The organism is Microbacterium sp. X-17, assembly GCF_039615055.1.
On the sequence record NZ_JBDHNI010000005.1, the window covers coordinates 187,013 to 211,961 of the forward strand.

The following is a 24,949-nucleotide window of genomic DNA, read 5'->3' on the forward strand; positions in this document are numbered from 1 at the left end:
CCCCTGAAACGGAGTCCGGATGTCCCTCACCTCGCTCATCGAGTTCGCCGTGGAGCAGACGACGCAGTCCGGCAACGTCATGCTCGAGACGATCTGGTTCCCGATCGTCGCCCTCACGGTGTTCGCGGCCCTGGCGTGTGTGACCCTGTCGTATCGCCACGTCGCCAACCGCCACTCGCACAAGGCCGACGCCTACGCGGCGAGCCACGCGAAAGAGCTCCAGCAGACGGGGCACGGCCACTAGGCGCCGCCCGTGACGAGGCGCTTGCGAATCGGGGTGATGGGCGGGACGTTCGATCCCATCCACCACGGTCACCTCGTCGCCGCCTCCGAGGTCGCGTCCTCCTTCGATCTCGACGAGGTGGTCTTCGTCCCCACGGGCCGGCCGTGGCAGAAGGCGGATGTCACCCCCACCGAGCACCGGTACCTCATGACGGTCATCGCGACGGCATCCAACCCGATGTTCACGGTGAGTCGCGTCGACATCGATCGCGACGGTCCGACCTACACGATCGACACGCTGCGCGACCTCGAGCGCGAGCGTGCGGACGCGGAGTTCTACTTCATCACGGGCGCCGATGCGGTGGCCCAGATCCTCGGCTGGCACGACCACGACAACCTGTGGGACATGGCCCACTTCGTCGCGGTCTCCAGGCCGGGGCACGTTCTCAACACGGCGGGACTCCCGAGTGAGAACGTGAGTCAGTTGGAGATCCCAGCCTTGGCGATTTCCTCGACGGACTGCCGTGAGCGCGTTCGTCGCGGAGAACCCGTGTGGTACCTCGTTCCCGACGGGGTCGTCCAGTACATTGCCAAGCATCACCTCTATCGGAGCAAGGCATGAGCACATCCGAGCAGCAGAATCCGCCGCTGACCCGCAAGCAGCTGCGTGAGCTGCGCAACACCGGCGCAACCCCCGTCCTCCCGCCCGCGGGGGAGGATGCTGCGGCGCTCGCGGAGCCGGTCGCGCCCGTCGGCAAGGGCGGCAAGCCCCCTAAGCCCGGCAAGGGTGCCAAACGCGGGCCTGCGCCCGCGGTCGTTCCCGAACCCGAGGCGCCCGTCGCCGCGGAAGGGCCCGTCGATCTGGGCGTGACGCCGCTCACGCGTCGCGCCGCGCGCCAGCAGGAGCGCATCCGCACGGCGTCGATCCCCGTCGTGAGCCCGGACATCGCGCCGGCGCCCGAGGCGACCGCACCGGTACCGCCCGCGGATACCCCGGTCCCGTCCGGCGACGCTCCGGCGCCGGTGCTCGAGCCGAGGCCTGTGGAGGAGGAGGTCGACGAGGCGCAAGCGCTGCACGACGCCCTGTTCCGTCCGCCGATGTCCGCAGACGACGCGGGCGCCCGTCCGCTTCAGGTCGCGGCCGCCGAGCTCGCGGACGAGGATGACGTCGATTCCGGCGCGACCGTCAGCGCCGCGTTCGGCGCCGGGTTCCTCGCGGGCACCGGTGACCGGTCCGCGCCGGGAGCGTCGTTCGACCAGCTCGTCGCGCGTTCGGGCGCGGTGGGTGGCTCGGTCGCGACGCCGAACGCGCTGATCCTGTCGCAGGCTCCGGCATCCGCCCCGCTCGTCGCGCCGATCACGGCGACCGGTGAGTTGTTGGTCACGGGCACGTTCGCCCTGCCCGACGGCCTCGGTTCCCTGGGACACGCGCCTGGCGCACACGACGGCGCGGAGGCCGACGTCGTGCTCATCGACGGCGAGCTGCCCGCGTCGTCCTCGCCGACGCCGATCGCGGCGAGCGCGGCCATCAGCACGGTACGGGACACGGACGAAATCATCCGCCCGCCCGCACCGGAGCGCGGCAGCCGCCTGATGCTCGCGCTCGCGATCACCGCCGGTGCGCTCGCGCTCGCCCTCGTGGGCGTACTGATCGTCGCGATCGTGACTGGGGTGTTCGCGTGAGCGGAGGGATGGCGTGACGGCATCCGCTTCGGCGGTCGACATGCTGCAGCTCGCGGCGCGCGCCGCGGACGCGAAGGGCGGCGAGGATCTCGTCGCGCTGGACGTCTCGGGTCCGCTGCCCCTGGTCGACATCTTCCTGCTCGTCTCCGGTCGCAACGAGCGCAACGTCGCAGCCATCGCCGACGAAATCGAGGAGCGCCTGCTCGAGGCCGGACACAAGCGACTGCGCCGCGAGGGCCGCCAGGAGGCGCGCTGGGTCCTCCTCGACTTCGGCGACCTCGTCGTGCACGTCTTCCATGACGAAGAGCGCACGTACTACGGTCTCGAGCGGCTCTGGAAGGACTGCCCGGTCGTGCCGGTCACCCTCGACGCGCCCGCGACCGCGGAGTGATGGATTCGGGGCTGGGTCCCACGATGTAGTAATCTAGGGGGGTTGCCCGGAAGGGCGATTCTGGGCCTGTGGCGCAGCTGGTAGCGCACCTGCATGGCATGCAGGGGGTCAGGGGTTCGAGTCCCCTCAGGTCCACCAAACGTAGGACGCACCGCGAACCCGCTATCCCTTGGTGGGCGTGACGCCGGGGGTGGGGGCAGATCCGGCGAGGGGGCCGTACTTCGACGAGGCCGTGCTGCCGCCGTCGATGAGGAAATCGCTGCCCGTGATGAACGAACCTCGCTCCGTGAGGAGAAGCTCGGCGAGCGTGGCGACCTCATCCGGGGTTCCGGCCCGATGGGCGGGACTCAGCTCGATCATGCGCTGGTAGCCGGCACCGTTGCTCCCGTTGAGCTCATCCCGGGCGAGCGGGGTCATGATGATTCCCGGGCTGATGGCGTTCACCCGCGCGCCGCGCTGCGACCAGTGGATCGCCTCCGCCTGCACCCGCAACGCGTTCGCCCGCTTGGACAGCTGGTAGGCGTGCAATCCGTCGGAGAGCCGCTCGGGCTGCAAGAGCGGCAGATCCAGCAGTTCCTCCGTGGGGGTCGTGGCGAGCGCCCGGTCCTCCTCGGCCGTGAGCGCCGGCAGTCGATGCCCGGACTGCGAGGAGATGATCACTCCGGCTCCGCCGGCGGAGATGACCTCGCCGAACAACTCCAGGACGAGCGCCGTCCCGTAGAGATCGACGTGCAGCACCTGATCGATGCTCGCCTGGCTCGCCGACACGCCCGCAGCATCGATCACCGTCACGACGGCACCGAGTGCGGTGGCTGTGGCAACGAGCGCCGCAACCGACTCCCTCGACGAGACGTCGACGGTCGTGGTGCTCACCTCGAAGCCGGCATCCGCGAGCACACTTGCGGCACTCTGCGCCTGTGACTCGCGGACATCAGCCAGCAAGACATGCTTCCCCTGCGCCACGCGCCTCGCGATCGCTTGCCCGATCGATCCCGGACCGATGACAACGACGACCTCAGCCATCTGAGACTCCCTTCTGCTGATCGGCCGGGGACACGTCGTCTCTGGCGCACGAGGCCCACCCAACCACTGCCCCTCGTGAGTCGCCAGGCCCCGGCATTACCTCCCAGGGCGCGCGATCCAGGACGTGTCCGGGGCGTGGTCACCGGTGGTGGTCCATACGGGTAGGCTTACCTTAGTCTGGCGCCGCTGGTGCCGCTCAGTGTTGAGTGGCCGGCTCCCGAATCGCTTTCCCGAGAGTAGGCCACCTTGTCGCCGCTGAGCATTGTCCTTCTGGGCGCCGTTGCAGGGCTCACCATCTTCCTGGGGCTTCCCCTCGGTCGACTGCGCGCCGAGACGCCGCGACTCAGGACCGGGCTGAACGCGCTGGCGATCGGCATCCTGCTCTTTCTGCTCTGGGACGTTCTCTCGAAGGCGTGGGAGCCGGTGGACCAGGCGCTCTCGGCGGGCGATCTCGGGGCTTCGCTCGGCCAGGGCCTGTTGCTCGCGATCACCTTCGGCCTGGGTCTGGTCGGGCTCGTCTACGTTGACGGACGCTCCTGGCGCGGCCCGAGCGCGGATGAGGTGGCGGCGACGCCGCAGGGTGCCCGCCGTCTTGCCCTCACCATCGCGGTCGGCATCGGCCTCCATAACTTCGCGGAGGGCCTCGCGATCGGCACGGCCGCAGCGCAGGGTCAGCTCGCCTTCGCGATCCTCCTGATCATCGGATTCGGCCTGCACAACGCCACCGAGGGCTTCGGGATCGTCGCGCCGATGGCCGGCACCCGACCGTCCTGGGGCTACCTCGCCCTCCTCGGCCTGATCGGCGGAGGCCCCACCTTCGTCGGCACGGTCGTCGGACAGGTGTTCGCGAACTCGCTCGTCTCCATCGCCTTCCTCGGTCTCGCGGCCGGCTCGATCCTCTACGTCGTCATCGAGTTGCTGGCGGTCGCTCGCCGCGCGAATCTACGTGCCCTCGTCGCGTGGTGCGTCTTCGCCGGAATCGCCGCGGGCTTCATCACGGACGGCATCGTCACCGCCGCGGGCGCCTGACTGAGAACGCCGACCTCGTTAGTCATCGGTGGGCTCGGTGCCGCGGGTGCGGACGGAGGCGAAGAACCTCCGGGCCCGATCGGTCTTCGGGGCGTGGATGACGTCGCGGGGACGGCCCTGCTCCACGATGCGGCCCTCGGCCATCATGATCATGTCGTCGGCGACCTGCTCGGCGAAGGCCATCTCGTGGGTGACGACGATCATCGTGGCGCCGTCGTCCGCCAGGCGGCGCATCACCGTGAGCACCTCGCCGACCAGCTCGGGGTCCAGAGCGCTCGTCGGCTCGTCGAAGAGCAGCATCTTCGGCTCGGTGGCCAGGGCGCGGGCGATGGCGACGCGTTGCTGCTGCCCACCCGAGAGCTCACTCGGGTAGTGCTCGAGCTTGTCGCCGAGCCCCACTCGTCGAAGCAGCTGTGTCGCGCGTGCAAGGGCGTCGGCCCTCGAGACCCCCTGCGCGACGACCGGCGCGAGCGCGACGTTCGCCTGCGCGGTCAGGTTGGGAAACAGGTTGAAGCCCTGGAACACCATCCCGAAGTTCAGCACCTGCTTGCGCGAGGCCCGGCGCGCGAGCGGTACGCGATGCTGTCCGCGCACGACCTGTCCGAGCAGCTCGCCGTCCAGGAAGATGCCGCCGGCGTCGATGGTCTCGAGCAGATTGATCGTCCGGAGCATCGTGCTCTTGCCCGAGCCCGATGGCCCGACGACGCACGTGACCGTGCCGGCGTCGACCGAGAAGGACACCCGATCGAGGGCGACGAAGTCTCCGAAGCGCTTCTCGACGTCGACGAATTCCAGGAGCGGCGCGGTCGGGCTCACAGCATGTCCTTCTCGAGAGGGGTCTCGGCGGGCGCGCCGGCGGGGGACCGGCGCCGGCCGAAGCCGCGGCTGAAGCGGCGTTCGAGGGCGAACTGCCCGAACATGGCGAGGCTCGTCAGCACGAGGTACCAGATGACCGCGACCGTCAGCAGCGGGATGGTCTTGAAGTTCACGGCGTAGATCGTCTGGACCGTCGTCAGCAGCTCTGCGTAGCCGATGACCGACACGAGCGACGTGCTCTTGAAGATCGTGATGATCTCGTTCGCGAGGGCGGGGGTGATGCTGCGGAGGATCTGCGGGCCCAGGACGCGGACGTACGCGCTGTGTGGCGGGAGGGCGAGCGCGTGACACGCTTCGAACTGTCCCTGCGGGACCGACAGGACGCCGCCGCGGAATACCTCCGCGGAGTACGCGCCGAGGTAGAGCGACAGGCCGATGATGGCCGCGCTGAACTGGGAGATGACCTGGTTCGCCGGGACGGATCCGAACGAGAACAGGAACGGCACGCCGATCGAGAAGTTCGGCACGAGGGCGCCGAAGAAGTAGATGAAGAGGATCATGACGAGCGGCGGCGTCGCCCGCATGACCCACACGTACAGGATCGCGATGGTGCGGAGCACCACGAGCGAAGACAGGCGGCACCACGCGGCGAGGACGCCCAGGATCATCCCGAACACCGCCGTCAGCACCGTCAGGAGGATCGTGTTCAGCAGCGCCTCCATGATGACGCGGCTGAACAGGTACGACGCGACGAGCGGCCAGTCCCAGTTCTCGTTGAAGACGAACAGCTGCACCAGAAGCAGCGCGAGATACGCGCCGAGGACGTAGCTGAGGATCCGTGCGATGCTCGTCCGCCGGCGCACGGGGAGTGCCGCCACGGCTCGGCTGTCCGTGGCGGCACCCCCTTGGTGCTGCCGGTCGAGCATGGAGGACGTCACAGGCCCGTTCCGGTGTTCAGCGGGAATCCGTCGATCGCGTACTGGCCCTGGCCCCACTTGTCGAGCACCTGCCGCGCGACGCCGTCGGCCTCCAGCTTCTGCAGCGCCTTCTGCAGAGCCGCCGTGAACTGGGGGTTCGTCTTCAGGACGCCGATCCCGTAGACGGTGGGATCCGATTCGTACACGAGCTTGTACGTGCTCGGGTCCGTTTGCACGTTGTACGTGATCGGCGGGGCGTCGCCCCAGAACGCGTCGGCCTGTCCGCTCGCTACGGCGAGCATTCCCGCCGGGGCGTCCTGGAAGGCGGTCGCGGTGACCGCCCCCTTGCCCGCCGCAGTGCAGCTGTCGGACGCTTTCTGGATGGATCCCTGCTGGGCCTGGCCGCGGACGAAGCCGACGTTGAGCCCGCACAGGTCGGAGAGCTCGATCTTGTCCTTCGGGAACGATGCCGCGGCGGCGATGGCCAGCGGTGCGTCGAGGTAATCGACGAAGTCGATGGTCTCCTGGCGCTCCTTGAGGTCGCCCATCGACGCGATCACGTCGAACCGCTGCGCCTGAAGGCCCGGGATCAGCGCGTCGAACGTGGTCGTCTGCATCTGGGCCTCGAGGCCCATGACCTTCCCGGCGAGCTCGAGCAGCTCCGGGGCGAGGCCCACGATCTTGCCGTCGGTGTCGACGAACTTGATCGGGGCGGCTCCGGGGTTGACGGCCACGGTGAAGGTGCCGCGCTGCGCGATGGCGGAGGGCACCATCGCGGCGATCGCCGAGTCCTTGGTGACCTCGATCGGTCCGCTCGACGGCGTGGGCCCGGCGGGTCCGGTCGTCGGATTGGCGCATGCGACGAGCGCCCCGGCGAGCGCGAGCACGACCGACGCCGCTCCCGCCGTTCGTGCGAGGGCGCGCCGCCGCGCCGGTTGGATGCTGTTCGGACGGATTGGTGAGGCCACTGCTGACTCCTTCGTCGCGGTTCTGGTTCCCGCCACGATGTCGATGAGTCAGCTATGTGAACAACCTCCAGATGTCCAATCACGGGTCCGCTGAGTGGGACACGATCCCCGCTCGCCCGTCGTGATGCGGGTCAGTGGTTGTGGGCGGCGATGTCGAATCGGCGGGGGACCAGCGTGAACACGGTCACGGCCGCCGCAACGAGCAGGAGACCGCCGACGAGCGCGGCCTGGGCGATCCCGTCCCCGAACGCGGCCGTCGCGGCGTCGGCGAGCGCAGGGAGGCCGCGCTGCTCGGCCACGGTCAGTGCGCCCACGATGGACTCCTCGGCGGAGTGGGCGAGCTCGCCCGTGATGCCCTGCTCGGCGAACTGCCCGATCGCGAGGTGGTCGCGGTAGAGGGCCGCGGACAGGGAGCCGAGGATGGCGACGCCGAGGACGTTGCCGATGTCGTACATCGACTCCTCGATCGCGGCGGCGCTGCCGGCCTTCGCGGTGGGCGTCGAACCCATGATGATCGCCGAGGCGATCGCGAGTGATCCCGTGCCGGCGCCGACCAGGAACAGCGGGGCGATGAGCTGGAGGTAGCTCGTCGGGCCGCCCGTGGCGAACAGCAGGAGCAGCCCGGCCCCCGCCAGGACGAGTCCGCCGGCGAGAATGTTCCGCGCACCGAAGCGGATCGCCAGGTTCGGGGCGAACGGCGCGGCGATAAGGGATCCGATCGCCATGGGCAGCACCGCGACCCCCGCGACGACGGGTGTGAAGCCGGCGACGGCCTGCAGCCACTGCGCCACGAGGAGAATCAGCGCCGCCATCGCGAGGCTGGCGGTGAGAGCTGCGATCGCGCCCGCGGTGAACGGCTTGCTGCGGAACAGCCGGACCTCGAGCAGCGGATCGGGACGGCTCAGGCAGCGCCGGACGAACAGGGTGAGCAGGATCGCGGCCGCGCCGACCATGATCCAGGCGACGGGGTTGCCCCAGCCGTACTCGCCGAGCTGCTTGATGCCCCAGACGAGCAGCACCATCCCGGCGATCGACAGGACCGTGGCGACCACGTCCCAGCGCGGCGGGTTGGGGTCGCGGCCCTCGGGGAGCAGCACGACGCCGAACGCGATCGCGGCGATCACGAACGGCACGTTCACGAGGAACGCGGAGTGCCACGAGAAGAACTGGAGCAGCAGTCCGCCGAGGAGCGGGCCGATGATGACGCCCAGACCGGAGATGACCGACCAGATCGCGAGCGCGCGGGCGCGCTCGGTCGGGTCGTGGAAGATCGTGCGGATCATCGACAGCGTGGTCGGCATGATCATCGCGCCCGCGGCGCCCAGGAGGGCGCGGAGCCCGATGACGAACGCGGCGCTGGTCGCGAACAGCACGAGGACCGACACGACGCCGAAGAGCGCGAACCCGATCAGCAGCATCCGTTTGCGGCCGAATCGGTCCGCCAGCGCGCTCATCGGGATCAGCAGGCCGGCGAGGATCAGCGAGTAGATGTCGACGATCCACAGCTGCTGCGACGCGGACGGCTCGAGATCCTCGATGAGTCCGGGCAGCGCCATGATGAGGATCGTCATGTCCATCATGACGACCAGGAGGCTCCCGGCCAGCATCGTCAACGCCAGCCAGCGTTGGCGGTGGGTCATCGTCTCCGCCGCGAGCGGCGGTGCGAACCTCGACATCAGTCCTCTTCCTTCAGCAGTCGTTCGATCGCCCAGACGAGCTCGTCTTCCTCGATCGGGGTGATGTTCTGCGCGGCGTGCATCATGACGCCGTCCGCATAGATGGCCACGGCTCGCGCGGCGGCCGGGCTCGAGTAGTTCGACAGCTCGGCGACCAGCCCCTCGTACCAGCGGGCCGGCAGTCCGCTCAGCCGCGGATTCTCCGCGCTGGCAATGTAGAACGCGGTCTCGGCCCGGAGTCGGACCGGGTCCCGCATGTACCCGGCGAACAGCCGCGCCAGCGCGCGAGGTCGATCGACCGCATCGTCCAGCACCGCGGCGAGCTCGGCGAGGCTCTCCTCGACGGAGGCGCCCAGGAGCGCGAGCGCGTCGGCGAGCAGGTCGTCGAGGGTCGCGAAGTAGTGCGTCGTCGCCCCGAGCGGCACGCCGGCGCGGGCGGCGACCTTGCGGTGGGTGACCGCGTTCAGCCCGATCTCGACGATCAGGTCCGCGGCCGCCACGACGATCGCCTGGCGTCGCGCCTGGGGGTCGCGCGTCGCGGGTTTGGTCGAAGACATAAGTACAAGCGTACTAGTACGCATGTACTTAAGCGAATTCGCGCTCCGGTCGGGCGACGGCGCGGGATCGGAGAAGCGAGGTGAGGAGCGTCGAGACGATCGAGGAGCTGGCGACGATCGCGGCGAGAACCACGATCTGGAAGCGGCCTGCTTCGAGCGGCGAGAGGCCGCCGAAGATGGCGCCGACGAACGCGCCGGGAAGGACCACGAGACCCGTGGTCTTCGTTTGATCGATTCCGGGGATGATCGCTCTCGATGCCGCAAGACGCGCGAAATCCCGGGCGGCTCGACGGGGCGATGCTCCCACCGTGAGCCAGGCCTCTACCTCGGTCCAGCGGTCCGTGACGAGCGCGCGCAGGTGGGTGCCGCCGAGCGCCGCAACGGTCATGGTGTTGCCGATCACGATGCCGGCCATCGCGAGCACATACCGGGCGTTGAACTCGACGGCACCGGTGAGGAACACGACGCCGAGCGATACCGCGACCCCGGCAAGCATGGCGACCGTCACGGCAACCACGCTCCCCATGCCGAGCCCGATTCGACGAGTCGCCGTGAAGACCGCCGCACCGAACGTCACCGCCACCGCCAGCGCAACCCACCCCAGGGAGGTGATGACGCCGGAGAGGATGACGCTGAGGATGATCAGTTGCGCCGTGCCGCGCAGGAGCGCGAACAGCCCGGCCAGCGGTGAAGCGATGCGGAAGAGGCGGAGGACGACGACGCCGACGAGCGCGAGGAGGGCGACGCAGACAGCCCACGGAAGCCACGACGCGAGAGGAGGCACTCCTCCGAGACTACGCCGGCGGGCCAGAACGCACCGTCGGAGCGGTTATGCTCGCAGCGATGCCTGAGACCCGCCGAGGAACTTCTTCGACCGCGCTCGACGCGGCCCGAGCGATGACCGACAAGGTGCCGCAGATCACGGTCCTCTTCTGGGTCGTAAAAGTGCTCACGACCGGGATGGGGGAGACGGCGAGCGACTTCCTCGTCACGACGATCGAACCCGTCGTCGCGGTCGCGGTGGCCCTCCTCGCGCTGATCGCGATCCTCGTCGTCCAGTTCCGGATGCGCCGTTACGTGCCGTGGGTGTACTGGTCGGCCGCCGCGATGGTCAGCGTGTTCGGCACGATGGCCGCCGACGTCGTCCACGTCCAGTTCGGCGTGCCGTATGCCGTGTCCACCGTCGTCTTCGCGGTGGCGCTGGCGGCGGTCTTCACCCTCTGGTGGTCGGTGGAGCGCACGCTCTCGATCCACTCGATCCGCACGACGCGGCGGGAGGCCTTCTACTGGGCGGCGGTGCTCCTCACCTTCGCGCTGGGGACGGCGACGGGCGACTGGCTCGCCAGTTCGCTCGGCCTCGGATACTTCGTCGCGGGACTCGTGTTCCTCGTCCTCATCGCGATCCCGGCGATCGGTTACTTCTTCTTCCGCATGAACGCGATCGTCGCGTTCTGGATCGCCTACGTGCTGACCCGGCCGCTCGGGGCCTCGTTCGCCGACTGGCTCGGCGTCGGCCCCGCCCGCGGCGGGATCGGTCTCGGCACCGGCGTGATCACCGCCATCCTGCTGGCGGCGTTCATCGTGTGCGTCACCTATCTCTCCCTGCAGAACCGCCCGACTCAGCAGCCGGTGGACGCCGCGTAGCGTTCCCGCTCGCGTCCCCGGGCCTCCGGCGGCTCGGCGGGGAGGGCCCGGAACCACGTGCTTGCGCGCCGGCGGAACTCGGGCCCGGGCAGGTCTGACGCCCCGTGCGGGATGCGGCCGAGGAGCGGCGTTCCCATCATCTGGAGAACAGCGTGGTTGCCGACCTCGACGGGGCCGGGCATCGCTGGCCAGTCGCCGATGACAAGGCCGCGGGCGCGAAGGCCCCGGTGAGCGAGGGCCTCGAGCGTCAGCTCCGTGTGGTTGAGGGTGCCGAGCCCGGCGCGGGTCACCACGAGGAGATCGGCGGCGGGCCCGAGCGCGCCCGCGAGGTCGGCGATGGTCTGGCCGCTCGCCGTGAGACGGACCAGGAGTCCGCCAGCGCCTTCGACAAGGACGTGGTCGTGGTGGGCGCTGAGGGACTCGACGCGGGCGAGGTGCTCCTCGAGGACGGGAAGCGTGTGCTGCTGGTGGGCCGCGGCGGCAAGGGGGGCCATGGCCGCGCGGAGGCGAATCCCCTCGCCGACCGCCCGGATCCCGGTCAATCGAACGATCTCGTCGACGTCTCCCTGCTCGGCCCCGCGGACGCCCGTTTGGACGGGCTTGTCGACGGCGACCGTGCGGCCGGTGGCGGCGAGAGCCGTAGCGAGCGCCGCCGTGGTGATCGTCTTGCCGACATCGGTGTCCGTGCCCGTGATGAGGATGATCGGTGCCAGACGGTCGTTCATGGGCTGCTCGCCGTCACGAGGACTGTCGTCGGCGTCCGAAACGAGAGCAGGCGCTGCCAAGCGGGCGCCGGCCCGTGCAGGGCGAGATGGGGAAGGGCGCGCGCGGTCTGTTCGAGAACGGTCGTCGCCTCGAGCTCGGCAAGCCTCGCGCCCAGGCATCGGTGCACGCCGTGACCGAACGCGAGCGTGTATGCGGTGGGCGCCGCGTCGGGCGGATGATGCCCGGTGAGCTCGAGGAGGATCTCCGCGCCGGCGGGGATGGCCGTACCGCCGAGCGTGGTGGCCGAAGCGGCGGTCCGGCGCCAGGCCGGCACGGAGGAGTCAGCCGCGAGGATGCCGCGCACGAATCCGCTCGCGGATCCTCCGGCGGCGAGTGTGGCCCAGAGGCGCGGGGTCTGCAGGGCGCGGTAGTAAGCGACGCCGATGAGCTGTGTGGTCGTCTCCTGCCCGGCGATGAGGAGGAAGTAGCCGAGCGAGCAGATCTCCGTCGTCGTCAGTCCCGCGCGCTGGAGGGTGCCGAAGAGGCTGTCGTCCGGGTGCGCGTCGACGGTCTCGCGGAGCCAGGTGTAGAACTCGGCGGCGCTGTGCGCGAGCTCCCGTTGACGAGGCGGGTCAGGCCATCCCCAGAACAGCTCGAGCGAGTCCTTGCTCCACCGATTCAACGTGTCGAGGTCGGGGTTCGCGATGCCTGTGAGCGACTCCATGATCGCCGGCGGGACGTGTCGGGCGACGGCGCGAACGAGGTCGATCGGTCCGTCGGCGAGCGCTGGCGCGGCCAGCCGCGCACGGTGCCGCGTCAGATCGACGATGTGCGGGAATACCGCGCCGACCTTTGCCGGAGTGAAGAAGCCGGCCACGAGCCGGCGCACTGTGCGGTGTTGCTCTCCCGTCGCGGAGGCGAGGATGGGCGGCAGGGCGAAGCGTGCCCGGCTGAGGATCCGACGAGCCTCGGCGCTCAGGGGCGTAACCGAGACCAACGCGTTCGTCGGCAGGAACTCCTCGGATCGGCGGAGCACCTCGCGCACCTCGTCGGGGTCGCGGACCGTCAGGTAGGCGCTCATCCGCGCACCTCCTGCTCGGCGAGGCCCGCGCGGAGCAGCTCGCCGACGCGATCGATGTCGTCGGGGCGGTGGCCGCTGTGGGCCGTCAGCCGGATGCGCGAGACCCCATCGGGGACGCTCGGCGGGCGGAAGCAGCCCACCAGCTGGCCCTGGTCGTAGAGGCTGTCGGCGAGGCGGCGCGCCCGCTCCGCGGTGCCGACCGGCACGGATTGCACGGGTCCCGGAGCGCGCGGCACCCCCGCAGCACGCGCGAGCAGATCGGCGTTCTTCTGCAGCTGACGGACGCGCTGCGGTTCGGTGAGGATGATGCGGCACGCCGCGGCGGCGGCGGCCGCGGGGGCGGGCGCGAGGCCGGTGTCGTAGACGAAGGACCGTGCGGTGTTGACCAGGTGCTCCCGGATCAGCTCGGAGCCGAGGACCGCCCCGCCCATGGCGCCGAGGGCCTTCGACAGCGTGGCGGTGACGACGACCTCATCTCGCGCGTGGAGTCTCGCCGCGTGCACCGCGCCGCGTCCTTCACCGAGAACGCCGACGCCGTGGGCTTCGTCGACGACGAGGATCGCGTCGTGCTCCGCGCACAGAGCCGCGACCTCGACCAGATCGGCCGTGTCGCCGAGGACCGAGTACACGGACTCGACGACGACGAGCGCGCGCCTCTGGGTGCGCTGGGCGAGCATCGCGCGAAGACGCTCGAGGTCCCGGTGCGGGTTCATCACGACGGGGGAGCGCGACAGTCGTGCCCCATCGATCAGGGAGGCGTGCACGTGTTCGTCGAGCACGACGAGCGTGTCGGGCCCGCCGAGCGCGGTGAGCACCGCCAGGTTCGCGGTGTATCCGCTGGAGAACGCGAGGGCGGTCGCCTGGCCGGTCAGCTCGCACAGGGCTGCTTCGAGGTCGGTGTGGACCGGCAGCGTCCCGGTCACGAGCCGCGATGCGCGGGCGCCCGCGCCGTCCTGGCGCGTCGCGCAGACGGCCGCCTCCACGACCCGTGGGTCTCGCGACAGATCGAGATAGTCGTTCGACGCGAAATCGATCATCCCGTCCCCGTGCTCCCGCGCGTCGCGGACCAGGTGCCGGCGTCGCCGCACCTCTGCCGCGCGCGTCATCCAGGTCTGCATGGCCGCCATCAGCGGAGTATCCCGGCGACCGCGGCGACCATCGATCGCCCGATCGTCTCCGCATCCGCGGTCGTGCAGAGGTAGGGCGGCATCGTATAGACGAGGTTGCGAAACGGGCGCAGCCATGCGCCGTGCTCTACAGCGGTGCGCGTCACCCGCACCAGGTCCACCGGCCGGTCCAGCTCGATCACGCCGACGGCTCCGAGCACCCGGACATCGCGAACACCGTCGATGTCGCGCGCGGGCGCCAGTGTGTCGGCCAGGGCGTCCTGGATGCCGGCGACCTGACCCGGCCACTCGCCGCGGCCCAGGAGGTCGAGCGACGCGGATGCCGTGGCGGTGGCGAGGGGGTTGGCCATGAACGTAGGTCCGTGCAGGAGCACGCCGTGCGGTGTCGTGGCGAGAGCCTGCGCGACCTCGGTGCGGCAGATCATCGCTGCCAGCGTCAGATAGCCGCCGGTCAAGGCCTTTCCGACGCACATCACATCGGGGGTCACGTCGGCCCAGTCGGCGCCGAAGAGTCTGCCGGTGCGGCCGAAACCGGTGGCGATCTCGTCGAAGATCAGCAGGATCCCGTGCCGGTCCGCGAGTCGCCGGAGCGCGATCAGGCACTCCGGCGCGTAGACGTGCATGCCGCCCGCGCCCTGGAGCACCGGTTCGACGATGATCCCGGCAGCCTCATGCGCATGCCGCTCGAACAGCTCATTGGCAACGGCCACCCACGCCGACACAGCCTCAGGGTCGCTGACCAGCTCCCCGTTCCGCAGGCGCGCCGCCGGAGGTCGCGGGAGGAACAGATGCACGGCGAGGTGACCGGGAAAGGCGGCGTGCATGCCATCCACCGGGTCGGACACCGCCATCGCCCCGGCTGTGTCGCCGTGGTAGCCGCCCCGGAGCGCGACGAAACGACGTCGCCCGGCTCTTCCGGTCGCGGTCTGGTACTGCAGCGCGAGCTTCAGCGCGACCTCGACGGACACCGAGCCGGAATCCGCGAAGAACACGTGCTGCAACGGCGCCGGCGTCAGGGTCACCAAGCGTTCGGCGAGCCCCACCGCCGGTTCGTGCGTGAGGCCGCCGAACATGACGTGGCTGAACCGCCCGGCTTGCGCGGTCAGTGCGGCGTCCAGCTCCGCATGCCGGTAGCCGTGGATCGCACTCCACCACGAGCTCATCCCGTCGATGACCTCGTGCGTCGTCCCGTCCGGGGCGGACAACGTCAGCGTCACGCCGTCGGCAGCGGTCACCTCGTAGGCGGCGGCATCCTCGAGGCGGGCATAGGGGTGCCAAACCAGCTCCCGGTCGCGTTCGAGGACGGTGGCGCCGGCCCCGCCGTCAGGCATTCGCCGGGATCTCGGTGCCGGCGCCGCGGCGCCGGATCGTCACGCCTTCGTCCGCGAGCTCGCGGTCCTCGGCGCCGAGCACCCGGAAGCCGGCGTCCGCGATCATCTCAAGGTCCGCGGAGGCCTCCTGGCCTTCGCTCGTCAGGTAGTCGCCGAGGAAGAGCGAGTTCGCCAGGTGCAGGGCCAGCGATTGCAGCGTCCGCAGGTGCAGCTCGCGTCCGCCCGCCATCCGTACCTCTGCGGACGGGCAGGCGAATCGGGCCAGCGCGAGGATGCGCACGCATTGCGCCGGAGTCAGGAGCCAGGTGTCGGCGAGAGGCGTGCCCTCGAAGGGCATGAGGAAGTTCACCGGGATGGAGTCGGCGCCCAGGTCTCGAAGCGCGAAGATCGCATCCACCAGTTCCTCGTCGCTCTCGCCCATCCCGACGATCAGACCTGCGCACGCCGAGAGGCCAGCCTGCTGCACCTTCTCGACCGTCTGCACGCGGTCGGCGAACGTGTGCGTCGTGCAGATCTCGCCATATCGGGATTCGCTGGTGTTGAGGTTGTGGTTGTAGGCGTCCGCGCCGGCCGCTCGAAGCCGCTCCGCCTGGGCGTCTCTCAGGATCCCGAGGCACACGCACACTTCCACCTGCGGATGCTCCGTCTTCACCTTGCCGACGAGCTCCGCCACTCGCTCCACGTCACGATGGCTCGGGCCGGTGCCGCTCGCTACCAGGCACACCCGCGAGGCGCCGGCGCGGATGCCGACCGACGCCTGCGCCGCGGTCTCGGCCGGACTCAGCCAGGAATACTTGAGGATCTGCGCGGTGGAGCCCAAGCGCTGCGAGCAGTAGTGGCAGTCCTCGGGACAGAGACCGGACTTCAGGTTCACGAGGTAGTTCACCTTCACGGTGTCGCCGAACGCGGCCCGTCGAAGGAGGCCGCCGGCCGCCACCAGGGAGAGGAGTTCCGCATCGTCCGACCGTAGGATCGCCAACGCTTCCGCGCGGCTGAGGACTTCGCCATCGAGTTGACGTGATGCGAGCTCGTTCCAGTTCTTGAACACCGTTCAAGAGTAGTGGTGCCGATCCATGTCGACGAACGGACCGAGGGGCGTCCTCTTCCTCAGCCGCTGATGAACGCCGCGTAGCGATCCAGCGCGGCCGCGACCTCGGCATCCGTCGCGGCACCGGGCACGAAGAGCTCCGGCACCGGGTCGTCGGCGTGGCGGCCCACGGCACGGGAGTGCGTCCAGACCCCGACGATCTCGCCACGGGCGAGCAGGACCGGTCGCACGATGCCGTTCTGCGCCGGCCCGACGATCGCGCCGAACTCCGGCACGCAGGGGAGGGAGCGGTCGACATACGAGAGGTAGTACTCCTCGAACGGCGGCAGCGCGATCACCTCGGGAGCGGTGGCGGAGCGGCGCGGGCCCGCGCCGGCGAGCACGTACGCCGGATCCGTCCCGTCGGCGGCGACGACGAGCCGATCGCCGGCGGCCTCTGCGGCCGACCGGGCGACGCCGAGCGGCAGCCCGCTCCACCACGCGAAGTCGCGCACCGTCGCCGGACCGTGCGACCCGATGTACCGGGCGAAGAACTCGGCGAGCGGATCCGCGGGAGCCGCCGACCCGTCGATCCACTCCTCGGTGAGCACGACGTACTGCTCGCGCGTCGGCCCGCTCGGGTTCGGGACGACGGGCCCCCACACGATGACGCCACGCAGTGCGAGGCTCTGCAGGACATGGATGCCGCGCTGGCCCACCGGATCGACGCCGCCCGCGGCGAGCACGTCGGCGAACTCCTTGCGGGTGAGCCGGCCGCCGCCCGTGAGCGCCGCGCGGACGACGCGCTCCGCGCGGGCCAACGTCTCGACGTCGAGGCCGAGCTCGCGGTGCCGGGGTGCGGCCATCCGGAGCTGACGCTCTCCCGTGACCGACAGCATCCAGCCGACGTCCTCCGCCGGGGCGACGTGGAGGGTGCCCCGCATCGTCCACGTCCGGACGAGCCGGCGGCGCGCGAAGGCGGCGTCGACGCGCGACACGCTCGGCGCGCCGGACGCGCGGGCCGCCAGCGCCCACCGTCCGCCCCAGAATTCCTGCGCCTGCACCGCGAGCATGTGGCGCGCCGCGTCTTCGACCGTGCGGGCCGGCGCGGACAGGCGATGCGAGCGCAGGCGTCTCTCGAGGGTCCGGTTCGCCGTCACCCCACCATCCTTCCCACCCCCTCCGACATCCCCGGAACCCTTTCGGATCGAAGAAATACGTGCAATCTTCACCCCCGGAATGGTCGGAACACGGGATCTTCTTGGCTCAGAGTGGTTTCAGGCGGCTCCCGCTACAGCGAAGGAATCACAATGACTGCGTACCAAGACGACATCAAAGCTACCCAGGCCCTCAAGGAGCAGAACGGCTCCGGCTGGGATGCCATCAACCCCGAGTACGTCGCGCGCATGCGGGCGCAGAACCGCTTCAAGACGGGCCTCGAGATCGCCCAGTACACGGCGGACATCATGCGCCGGGACATGGCCGAGTACGACGCTGACTCCTCGGTCTACACGCAGTCGCTCGGCGTCTGGCACGGCTTCATCGGGCAGCAGAAGCTGATCTCGATCAAGAAGCACCTCAAGACGACGAACAAGCGCTACCTCTACCTGTCGGGCTGGATGGTCGCCGCGCTCCGCTCCGAGTTCGGGCCCCTGCCCGACCAGTCGATGCACGAGAAGACCGCTGTGCCGGCCCTCATCGAGGAGCTCTACACGTTCCTCCGCCAGGCCGACGCGCGCGAGCTCGACCTCCTCTTCACGCAGCTCGACAACGCGCGTCTCGCCGGTGACGAGACCGCCGTCGAGTTCGTGCAGTCGCAGATCGACAACTACGAAACCCACGTCGTGCCGATCATCGCCGACATCGACGCGGGCTTCGGCAACCCCGAGGCCACGTACCTCCTGGCGAAGAAGATGATCGAGGCGGGCGCGTGCGCCATCCAGATCGAGAACCAGGTCTCCGACGAGAAGCAGTGCGGTCACCAGGACGGCAAGGTGACGGTGCCGCACGAGGACTTCATCGCGAAGCTCAACGCGGTCCGTTACGCGTTCCTCGAGCTCGGCATCGACAACGGCGTGGTCGTGGCGCGCACCGACTCGCTCGGCGCCGGCCTCACGCAGAAGCTCGCCGTCTCGCACGTGCCGGGCGACCTCGGCGACCAGTACAACTCCTTCCTCGACGTGGACGAGATCTCGCCGGCCGACCTCGGCAACGGCGACGTCGTCATCACGCGTGACGGCAAGCTCGTCCGTCCGAAGCGTCTGCCGAGCAACCTGTACCAGTTCCGCGCCGGCTCCGGCGAGGACCGCGTCGTGCTCGACTGCATCACTTCGCTGCAGAACGGCGCCGACCTGCTGTGGATCGAGACCGAGAAGCCGCACGTCGAGCAGATCGCCGGCATGGTGGACCGCATCCGTGAGGTCATCCCGAACGCGAAGCTCGTGTACAACAACAGCCCGTCGTTCAACTGGACCCTCAACTTCCGCCAGCAGGCCTACGACCTGCTCGTGGAGCAGGGCAAGGACGTCTCGGCCTACGACCGGGGCGACCTGATGAGCGTCGACTACGACGACACCGAGCTCGCGAAGCTGGCCGACGAGAAGATCCGCACCTTCCAGCGCGACGGTTCGGCGCGGGCGGGCATCTTCCACCACCTCATCACGCTCCCGACGTACCACACGGCGGCGCTGTCCACGGACGACCTTGCGAAGGGCTACTTCGGCGACGAGGGCATGCTCGCCTACGTGCAGGGCGTCCAGCGCCGCGAGATCCGCGGGGGGATCGCCACGGTCAAGCACCAGAACATGGCCGGCAGCGACATGGGCGACAACCACAAGGAGTACTTCGCCGGCGACGCGGCCCTCAAGGCCGGCGGCAAGGACAACACGATGAACCAGTTCTGAACTGGTCGCTCTGAAGGGGCCTCGGCGCGAGCCGGGGCCCCTTCTCGCGCGCTCAGCCCTGGTCCTCGACGGGCTCGATGAGCTCCGGCCCCTCGTTCCGCGAGTTCCCGACCGCCTTCGAGACGACGTCGTTGCGTAGGGTGTCGGCGACCGCGGGGGCCGCGTCGATCGCGGCATCCAGGATGTCGCGGACGTTGTCCGTGTCGGTGTCGAGCCAGGCGTCGGCGAAGTCGGCGTCGAGGAATAGGGGCATCCGGTCGTGGATCGAGCCGAGCTCGCCGATCGCGTCACGCGTGAGGATCGTGAAGCTGAGGAGCCACCGCTCGGGATCGTCCGCGGCCTTCGTCTTGTCGCGCCACCACTCGTAGAGACCGGCAAGCAGCAGCGGCGAGCCGTCCTCCGGCCGGATGTAGTGCGGCACCTTGCCCTCGGGCGTCGTCTTCCACTCGTAGTAGCCGGACGCCGGCACGATCGCGCGGTGCTTCTCCAGCGCACGCCGGAACATCGGCTTGTCCTCGAGCTCCTCCGCGCGGGCGTTGAAGGCGCGGGCGCCCACGGAGGGATCCTTCGCCCACGACGGGACGAGGCCCCAGCGGGCGGACTCCAGTCGCCGCACGGGCGGATCCGTCTTCGCCGAGTCGAGCACGATCGCGGCGCGGTCGGTGGGGGCGACGTTGTACGACGGGGGCGGGAGCTCCTCGCTCTCGACGTCGATGTTCAGCAGGCCGACGAGCTCCGACGCGACCCGCGCCACGACGAACCGCCCGCACACCCGTCAGCCCTCCAGCGCGTCGGCCTCGACGCGGACTCCGGCGTCGCGGAGGAGGTCGAGGAGGCCGGCCCCGTCGGAGGCCGTGACCCACGGCGCGTCGAGGTCGGAGTGGTCGTCGAGCACCGTGCGGCCGCCCGCGAGCACGGCCTCGGCGGGGAGCAGGCGGCGGATCGCGACCGCGGCGACGCGATCCGGATGCTCGTGCGCGAACTCGGTGTAAATCTCCTCGTCGTGCTGCCCGTCGTCGCCGATGAGGAGCCACGTGATCTGCGGGAACTCCTCCGCGAGACGCCGGAGGTTCGTGAGCTTGTGCTCCCGCCCACTGCGGAACCAGCGGTCGTGGGTCGGCCCCCAGTCGGTGAGGAGCATGGAGCCCGCCGGGAAGAGCTGGCGGCGCAGGAACCGGGCGAGCGTCGGCGCGATGTTCCACGCGCCGGTCGAGAGGTAGATGAGCGGGGAGCCGGCGTGAGCGCGGACGATCCGCTCCAGCAGCACCGCCATCCCGGGCACCGGCTGGCGGGCGTGCTCGTTGACGACGAACGAGTTCCACGCGGCGAGCAGCGGCCGGGGGAGCGCGGTCACCATGACGGTGTCGTCGACGTCGGACACGATCCCGAAGCGGATGTCGGGAGCGACGACGTAGACGCGCGCCTCGACCGTGGCGCGGCCCTCGACCGACATCTCCAGCGTGTTCCATCCGGGCGGGAGGGTCGCCGGCAGGACCGTGTCGACGACGCCGCCGCGGTCGGAGACGACCTCGTGCGCGCGGCCGGCGATCGTGACCGTGACCCGCGCGTAGGCGACGGGGACGGCCGCGAAGCTGCGCCATCCGCGGACGCCGGCGTACTCCTCGCCTGTCACGCCGCGCGAGGGCGGGGCAATCAGCACACGCCCGAGGACGCGCACCCACTCGCCGTTGCCGTAGCCCGGGAAGGCCGCCACGATCGGGTGGAGCCCCCGCCGGCGGGCGCGCCGCTCGCGCCAGACGTGGAACCGGTGTTCGAGACGAGCGAGCCACAGCACTTTGTGCGTGAGGTCCTTCTTCGCTCGGGCTGCCACACCCTTCAGTCTTCCATGTCCTCCGCGGCCGGCGGAGCGTCCTCCAGGTGCCGGCGCTCCGCCCGGGTCAGGAGGTGCTTGCCGACGGCGATGCCGATGACGAACAGCAGGATGACGGCGACGAAGAGGTAGCCGGCGTAGTGGATCTCCTGCGACGTCTGGCGAAAGCCACCGGCTGCCGCGGAGCCGACCGTGATGTAGACCGCGGCCCACAGGACGCACGCGGGCAGGGTCCACGCGAGGAAGCGGCGGTAGCGGTATCCGCTCATCCCCACCGTGAGCGGGACGAGGGAGTGCAGCACCGGGATGAAGCGGGAGAGGAAGATCGCGAGCCCGCCGCGGCGGTCGAGATAGCGCTGCGCGCGCTCCCAGTTGGGCTCGCCGATCCGCCGGCCGATCCAGGAGCGGCGGATGACAGGACCGAGCCACCGGCCGAGCCAGAACCCGATGCTCTCTCCGGCGAGCGAGCCCGCGACGACCGCGACACCGAGCACGACGCCCTCCAGCGGCGATGCGACGGCGGTGGAGGCCACGAGGACGACGGTGTCGCCGGGGACGACGAGCCCGACGAGCACGCTCGTCTCCAGGAGCATGGCGACGCCGGCCAGAAGCGTGCGCACGAGAGGGTCGACGCTCTGCACGACGTCGAGCAGCCACGTGAGCACCTCGTTCACGGCTCGAGCCTAGGCGGGACCGGCTGAGCGGTGTCCGGTAATCTGGATTCCCGTGTCTCAGATCTCCCCGACCGACAGTGTGCCCGTGGGCGATGCGTACGACCCGCATGCGATCCAGTCGAAGTGGCAGGGCCGCTGGGCCGACGCCGATCCGTTCCGTGCGGGCGACGAGAGCGACACGCGTCCGCGCAAGTACGTGCTGGCGATGTTCCCGTATCCGTCGGGCGACCTGCACATGGGGCACGCGGAGAACTACCTCTACTCCGACATCGTGGCGCGCTTCTGGCGCCACCGCGGCTACAACGTCCTGCACCCGATCGGGTGGGACTCGTTCGGCCTGCCCGCCGAGAACGCCGCGATCCAGCGCGGCGCCGATCCGGTCGCGTGGACGTACGCGAACATCGCGACCCAGCGGGAGAGCCTGAAGGACTATGGCGTCTCCTTCGACTGGAGCCGCGTCATCCACACGAGCGACCCGGAGTACTACCGCTGGAACCAGTGGCTCTTCCAGCGCCTCTTCGAACGGGGGCTGGCGTACCGCAAGGAGAGCGCGGTCAACTGGTGCACGCACGACCAGACGGTGCTCGCCAACGAACAGGTCGTCGACGGGCACTGCGAGCGGTGCGGCAACGTCGTGGTCAAGAAGAAGCTCACGCAGTGGTACCTGCGGATCACGGACTACGCCGACCGCCTCCTCGACGACCTGAACCAGCTCGAGGGCTTTTGGCCGCAGAAGGTCATCCAGATGCAGCGCAACTGGATCGGCCGGTCCGTCGGCGCCGACATCCACTTCGAGATCGAGGGCCGCGCGGAGCGGGTCACGGTCTTCTCGACGCGTCCGGACACGCTGTATGGCGCGACGTTCATGGTCGTCGCGCCGGACTCGGATCTGGCCGCCGAGCTCGCCGCGGGCGCGCCCGCCGAGGTGCAGGTGCGCTTCCAGGACTACCTCACCACCGTCCAGCAGACGACGGAGATCGACCGCCAGAGCACGGACCGCCCGAAGACCGGCGTGTTCCTCGAGCGCTACGCGATCAACCCCGTGAACGGTGAGCGGCTGCCGATCTGGGCCGCGGACTATGTCCTGGCCGACTACGGCCACGGTGCCGTCATGGCCGTCCCCGCGCACGACCAGCGCGACCTCGACTTCGCGCGCGCGTTCGACCTGCCGGTGCGGGTCGTCGTGGACACGACGGCGCCGCTGACCGGGTCCATCCCGGTGATCGAGCTCGACGACGAGGGCGTCCCGATCGACCCCGAGCCGGATGCCCCGACCCTCGCCGACATCGACCCGGCGCGGACCGGCGTTGCGCTCACGGGCGACGGGCGGATGGTCAACTCGGGCGCGCTCGACGGGCTCTCCAAGCGCAACGCCATCGCGCGGGTGATCGAACAGCTGGACGGCCTCGGCGCGGGCCACGCATCGAAGACGTATCGCCTCCGCGACTGGCTGATCTCTCGCCAGCGGTACTGGGGGACGCCGATCCCCATGGTGCACCGCCAGGACGGTGAGATCGTCCCGGTGCCGGAGGCCGAGCTGCCCGTGCGCCTCCCGCAGGTCGAGGGACTCGACCTGCTGCCGAAGGGCCAGTCGCCGCTGGGCGCCGCCACGGAGTGGGTCACGACGAGCGACCCGGCAACGGGGGAGGCGGCCCGCCGCGACCCCGACACGATGGACACGTTCGTCGACAGCTCCTGGTACTTCCTGCGGTTCCTGTCGCCCGGCGATGCGACGCAGGCGTTCTCGCCGCGCGAGGCCGACAAGTGGGGTCCGGTCGACTTCTACATCGGCGGTGTCGAGCACGCGATCCTGCACCTGCTGTACGCCCGCTTCATCACGAAGGCGCTGTACGACATGCGTCTCGTGGACTTCACCGAGCCGTTCTCCAGCCTCATCAACCAGGGCATGGTGATCCTCGGCGGCACGAAGATGTCGAAGAGCAAGGGCAACCTCGTGCTCTTCCAGGACGAGCTCGACGCCCACGGCGCCGACGCGCTGCGCGTCGCACTCGCCTTCGCCGGCCCGGTGGAGGACGACAAGGACTGGGACGACGTCTCCACGACCGGTGCGACGAAGTTCCTCGCCCGCGCCCTGCGCATCGCGCACGACGTGACGAGCGCGCCCGACGTCATCTGGGCCGAGGGTGACCCGGCGCTCCGCCGCCAGACCCACCGCCTGTGGTCGGATGCCCCGGGCCTGGTCGAGCAGACGAAGTTCAACGTGGTCGTGGCCCGGCTCATGGAGCTCGTGAACGCGACGCGCAAGACGATCGACCAGGGCGCCGGCCCCGCCGACCCCGCCGTGCGCGAGGCCGCCGAGGCGATCGCGATGGTCCTCGACCTCTTCGCCCCGCACACCGCGGAGGAGATGTGGGAGACGCTCGGCTACGACTCGTTCGTCGGGCTCGTGACGTGGCGCCAGGCCGACCCGACGCTCCTCGTCGAGGAGAGCGTGACAGCGGTCGTGCAGATCGACGGCAAGGTGCGCGCGACGCTGACCGTGCCGGCGCGCATCGACGGCGCCGAGCTGGAGCGCCTCGCGCGCGCCGACGATCGGGTCGTGCGTGCGCTGGGCGCGCGCGAGGTCGTGCGGGCCGTGGTGCGCCCGCCCAAGGTCGTGAGCTTCGCCACGAAGTAGCCCGCGCCGCTCCTCCCCAGGCCTGCGAGAGGGGCCGGGAGTGCACGGCGGGGGTTGAGTCGCTCGGGCGGGTGCGGAGCGCTGCCTAGCGTGGCGGGGTGATCGAGACCCCGCCGCCGTCCCGCACGCCGCGGTGGCGCCTCGGCGCGGGGGCGGTGCTTGTGATCGTGTTGCTCGTGCTGGGTGTCACGGTCGTGATCGGGATCGTCCGCGGGGGAGGCGGGGAGGCGCTGCCGGGGGAGACCGTCGCGGCCACAGCCGGCCCGGGGGGTGCCGGCACCACGGTCGCCGGCACGGCCGCCTACGTGCATGTCGCGGGCGCTGTCGCACGACCCGGCCTGTATGCGCTGCCGGCCGGCGCGCGCGTCGTGGACGCTATCTCGGCGGCGGGCGGCTTCACGCCGGAGGCCGCGCAGGCGGCCGTCAACCTCGCGCGCTCGGTGACCGACGGCGAGCAGCTCGTCGTGCCGGTCCAGGGAGCGGCTCCGCCGGCCGGCGCGACGCCCGGGGACGGGCGTGTGAACGTCAACACAGCGGATGCGGCGAGACTCGACACCCTGCCCGGGGTCGGACCGGCCATCGCCGACCGGATCGTGTCCTGGCGGGAGAAGAACGGGCCCTTCGCGAGCATCGACGACCTCCTGGCGGTTCCGGGCATCGGCGAGAAGATGCTCGAAAACCTGCGCGAGCTCGTGAGCGTGTGAGG

25 protein-coding genes and 1 tRNA gene are annotated in these 24,949 nt (G+C 70.1%); 10 read left to right on the plus strand and 16 right to left on the minus strand.

Translation table 11 applies throughout. The annotated features are described in order from the left end of the window. Positions 1-19: 19 nt before the first annotated feature. From ABCS02_RS23805 to ABCS02_RS23825, 5 genes are all read left to right on the plus strand, one after another. Positions 20-244 carry a hypothetical protein gene (locus ABCS02_RS23805; RefSeq protein ID WP_345838183.1) on the plus strand — a complete coding sequence of 75 codons (225 nt, stop codon included), beginning with the start codon at positions 20-22 and terminating at the stop codon, positions 242-244. 9 nt (positions 245-253) lie between these two features. Further along, the gene (nadD, locus tag ABCS02_RS23810) at positions 254-844 is read left to right on the plus strand and encodes a nicotinate-nucleotide adenylyltransferase (protein WP_345838184.1); all 591 of its coding nucleotides are present in this window, start codon (positions 254-256) and stop codon (positions 842-844) included. Further along, positions 841-1,905, plus strand: a complete 1,065-nt coding sequence (locus ABCS02_RS23815; protein WP_345838185.1) for a hypothetical protein — start codon at positions 841-843, stop codon at positions 1,903-1,905. The genes nadD and ABCS02_RS23815 overlap by 4 nt, the downstream gene beginning before the upstream one ends. 13 nt (positions 1,906-1,918) lie before the next feature. After that, a complete protein-coding gene (rsfS, locus tag ABCS02_RS23820; RefSeq protein WP_345838186.1) occupies positions 1,919-2,296 on the plus strand; it encodes a ribosome silencing factor in 378 nt (125 codons plus the stop codon). A 62-nt stretch (positions 2,297-2,358) separates the two neighbouring features. Further along, a tRNA-Ala gene (locus tag ABCS02_RS23825) sits at positions 2,359-2,434 on the plus strand. A gap of 24 nt (positions 2,435-2,458) precedes the next feature. On the opposite strand, the gene ABCS02_RS23830 is transcribed toward ABCS02_RS23825, so the two are convergent. Continuing rightward, positions 2,459-3,319 (minus strand): SDR family oxidoreductase, encoded by an 861-nt coding sequence (locus ABCS02_RS23830; protein WP_345838187.1) that lies wholly within the window; start codon positions 3,317-3,319, stop codon positions 2,459-2,461. Between the two features lie 246 nt (positions 3,320-3,565). On the opposite strand from ABCS02_RS23830, the gene ABCS02_RS23835 reads away from it, so the two are divergent. Next, positions 3,566-4,348 carry a ZIP family metal transporter gene (locus ABCS02_RS23835; RefSeq protein ID WP_345838188.1) on the plus strand — a complete coding sequence of 261 codons (783 nt, stop codon included), beginning with the start codon at positions 3,566-3,568 and terminating at the stop codon, positions 4,346-4,348. Between the two features lie 18 nt (positions 4,349-4,366). Here ABCS02_RS23835 and ABCS02_RS23840 read toward each other — a convergent pair whose 3' ends face one another. From ABCS02_RS23840 to ABCS02_RS23865, 6 genes are all read right to left on the minus strand, one after another. After that, the gene (locus ABCS02_RS23840; protein WP_345838189.1) at positions 4,367-5,164 is read right to left on the minus strand and encodes an amino acid ABC transporter ATP-binding protein; all 798 of its coding nucleotides are present in this window, start codon (positions 5,162-5,164) and stop codon (positions 4,367-4,369) included. Then, positions 5,161-6,042: an amino acid ABC transporter permease gene (locus ABCS02_RS23845; protein ID WP_345838190.1), complete on the minus strand. Its 882-nt coding sequence runs from the start codon at positions 6,040-6,042 to the stop codon at positions 5,161-5,163. Before ABCS02_RS23845 ends, ABCS02_RS23840 begins: the two co-directional genes overlap by 4 nt. 56 nt (positions 6,043-6,098) lie before the next feature. Then, positions 6,099-7,049, minus strand: a complete 951-nt coding sequence (locus ABCS02_RS23850) for an ABC transporter substrate-binding protein (RefSeq protein ID WP_345838191.1) — start codon at positions 7,047-7,049, stop codon at positions 6,099-6,101. Between the two features lie 131 nt (positions 7,050-7,180). Continuing rightward, positions 7,181-8,725, minus strand: coding sequence for an MFS transporter (locus ABCS02_RS23855; protein ID WP_345838192.1), 1,545 nt, complete (start codon positions 8,723-8,725; stop codon positions 7,181-7,183). Further along, positions 8,725-9,282: a TetR family transcriptional regulator gene (locus ABCS02_RS23860; protein WP_345838193.1), complete on the minus strand. Its 558-nt coding sequence runs from the start codon at positions 9,280-9,282 to the stop codon at positions 8,725-8,727. Before ABCS02_RS23860 ends, ABCS02_RS23855 begins: the two co-directional genes overlap by 1 nt. A gap of 28 nt (positions 9,283-9,310) precedes the next feature. Beyond that, positions 9,311-10,066: an ABC transporter permease gene (locus ABCS02_RS23865; RefSeq protein WP_345838194.1), complete on the minus strand. Its 756-nt coding sequence runs from the start codon at positions 10,064-10,066 to the stop codon at positions 9,311-9,313. 59 nt (positions 10,067-10,125) lie between these two features. On the opposite strand from ABCS02_RS23865, the gene ABCS02_RS23870 reads away from it, so the two are divergent. Beyond that, on the plus strand, positions 10,126-10,926 hold the full coding sequence (locus tag ABCS02_RS23870) for a hypothetical protein (RefSeq protein ID WP_345838195.1): 801 nt from the start codon (positions 10,126-10,128) through the stop codon (positions 10,924-10,926). On the opposite strand, the gene bioD is transcribed toward ABCS02_RS23870, so the two are convergent. The 6 genes from bioD to ABCS02_RS23900 are packed head-to-tail and all read right to left on the minus strand — an operon-like array spanning position 10,902 to position 17,357. Further along, on the minus strand, positions 10,902-11,651 hold the full coding sequence (gene bioD, locus ABCS02_RS23875; protein WP_345838196.1) for a dethiobiotin synthase: 750 nt from the start codon (positions 11,649-11,651) through the stop codon (positions 10,902-10,904). The genes ABCS02_RS23870 and bioD overlap by 25 nt on opposite strands. Next, positions 11,648-12,712, minus strand: a complete 1,065-nt coding sequence (locus tag ABCS02_RS23880; protein WP_345838197.1) for a cytochrome P450 — start codon at positions 12,710-12,712, stop codon at positions 11,648-11,650. Before ABCS02_RS23880 ends, bioD begins: the two co-directional genes overlap by 4 nt. After that, entirely contained in the window at positions 12,709-13,839 is a 1,131-nt protein-coding gene (locus ABCS02_RS23885) for an 8-amino-7-oxononanoate synthase (protein WP_345838198.1), read from the minus strand. Before ABCS02_RS23885 ends, ABCS02_RS23880 begins: the two co-directional genes overlap by 4 nt. Beyond that, the gene (locus ABCS02_RS23890) at positions 13,839-15,170 is read right to left on the minus strand and encodes an adenosylmethionine--8-amino-7-oxononanoate transaminase (protein ID WP_345838199.1); all 1,332 of its coding nucleotides are present in this window, start codon (positions 15,168-15,170) and stop codon (positions 13,839-13,841) included. Before ABCS02_RS23890 ends, ABCS02_RS23885 begins: the two co-directional genes overlap by 1 nt. Next, entirely contained in the window at positions 15,163-16,218 is a 1,056-nt protein-coding gene (gene bioB, locus ABCS02_RS23895; RefSeq protein WP_345838200.1) for a biotin synthase BioB, read from the minus strand. The genes ABCS02_RS23890 and bioB overlap by 8 nt, the downstream gene beginning before the upstream one ends. Before the next feature lie 59 nt (positions 16,219-16,277). Continuing rightward, on the minus strand, positions 16,278-17,357 hold the full coding sequence (locus ABCS02_RS23900) for a winged helix DNA-binding domain-containing protein (protein ID WP_345838201.1): 1,080 nt from the start codon (positions 17,355-17,357) through the stop codon (positions 16,278-16,280). A 150-nt stretch (positions 17,358-17,507) separates the two neighbouring features. Between ABCS02_RS23900 and ABCS02_RS23905 the strand changes: the two genes are divergently transcribed. Further along, positions 17,508-19,100: an isocitrate lyase gene (locus ABCS02_RS23905; protein WP_345838202.1), complete on the plus strand. Its 1,593-nt coding sequence runs from the start codon at positions 17,508-17,510 to the stop codon at positions 19,098-19,100. A 52-nt stretch (positions 19,101-19,152) separates the two neighbouring features. Here the strand turns inward: ABCS02_RS23905 and ABCS02_RS23910 are convergent, their stop codons facing one another. From ABCS02_RS23910 to ABCS02_RS23920, 3 genes are read right to left on the minus strand one after another with little or no spacing between them, the layout of a single operon-like run. Next, positions 19,153-19,872, minus strand: a complete 720-nt coding sequence (locus ABCS02_RS23910; RefSeq protein WP_345838203.1) for an SOS response-associated peptidase — start codon at positions 19,870-19,872, stop codon at positions 19,153-19,155. Between the two features lie 3 nt (positions 19,873-19,875). Further along, the gene (locus ABCS02_RS23915; RefSeq protein ID WP_345838204.1) at positions 19,876-20,931 is read right to left on the minus strand and encodes a phosphatase domain-containing protein; all 1,056 of its coding nucleotides are present in this window, start codon (positions 20,929-20,931) and stop codon (positions 19,876-19,878) included. Between the two features lie 5 nt (positions 20,932-20,936). Beyond that, positions 20,937-21,605: a DedA family protein gene (locus tag ABCS02_RS23920; protein WP_345838205.1), complete on the minus strand. Its 669-nt coding sequence runs from the start codon at positions 21,603-21,605 to the stop codon at positions 20,937-20,939. 52 nt (positions 21,606-21,657) lie between these two features. Here ABCS02_RS23920 and leuS point away from each other — a divergent pair, with 52 nt between their 5' ends. Next, on the plus strand, positions 21,658-24,243 hold the full coding sequence (gene leuS, locus ABCS02_RS23925; protein ID WP_345838206.1) for a leucine--tRNA ligase: 2,586 nt from the start codon (positions 21,658-21,660) through the stop codon (positions 24,241-24,243). 98 nt (positions 24,244-24,341) lie between these two features. Further along, complete coding sequence (locus ABCS02_RS23930) at positions 24,342-24,947, plus strand: ComEA family DNA-binding protein (RefSeq protein WP_345838207.1); 606 nt, start codon at positions 24,342-24,344, stop codon at positions 24,945-24,947. The last annotated feature ends 2 nt before the right edge of the window (positions 24,948-24,949 follow it).

Excerpts from the sequence above, each read along its gene's own strand:
- ABCS02_RS23805 (WP_345838183.1), top strand. The coding sequence starts at position 20 with ATGTCCCTCACCTCGCTCATCGAGTTCGCCGTGGAGCAGACGACGCAG.
- ABCS02_RS23815 (WP_345838185.1), top strand. The coding sequence starts at position 841 with ATGAGCACATCCGAGCAGCAGAATCCGCCGCTGACCCGCAAGCAGCTG.
- ABCS02_RS23830 (WP_345838187.1), bottom strand. The coding sequence starts at position 3,319 with ATGGCTGAGGTCGTCGTTGTCATCGGTCCGGGATCGATCGGGCAAGCG.
- ABCS02_RS23855 (WP_345838192.1), bottom strand. The coding sequence starts at position 8,725 with ATGTCGAGGTTCGCACCGCCGCTCGCGGCGGAGACGATGACCCACCGC.
- ABCS02_RS23860 (WP_345838193.1), bottom strand. The coding sequence starts at position 9,282 with ATGTCTTCGACCAAACCCGCGACGCGCGACCCCCAGGCGCGACGCCAG.
- ABCS02_RS23870 (WP_345838195.1), top strand. The coding sequence starts at position 10,126 with ATGCCTGAGACCCGCCGAGGAACTTCTTCGACCGCGCTCGACGCGGCC.
- bioD (WP_345838196.1), bottom strand. The coding sequence starts at position 11,651 with ATGAACGACCGTCTGGCACCGATCATCCTCATCACGGGCACGGACACC.
- ABCS02_RS23880 (WP_345838197.1), bottom strand. The coding sequence starts at position 12,712 with ATGAGCGCCTACCTGACGGTCCGCGACCCCGACGAGGTGCGCGAGGTG.
- ABCS02_RS23885 (WP_345838198.1), bottom strand. The coding sequence starts at position 13,839 with ATGGCGGCCATGCAGACCTGGATGACGCGCGCGGCAGAGGTGCGGCGA.
- ABCS02_RS23890 (WP_345838199.1), bottom strand. The coding sequence starts at position 15,170 with ATGCCTGACGGCGGGGCCGGCGCCACCGTCCTCGAACGCGACCGGGAG.
- ABCS02_RS23905 (WP_345838202.1), top strand. The coding sequence starts at position 17,508 with ATGACTGCGTACCAAGACGACATCAAAGCTACCCAGGCCCTCAAGGAG.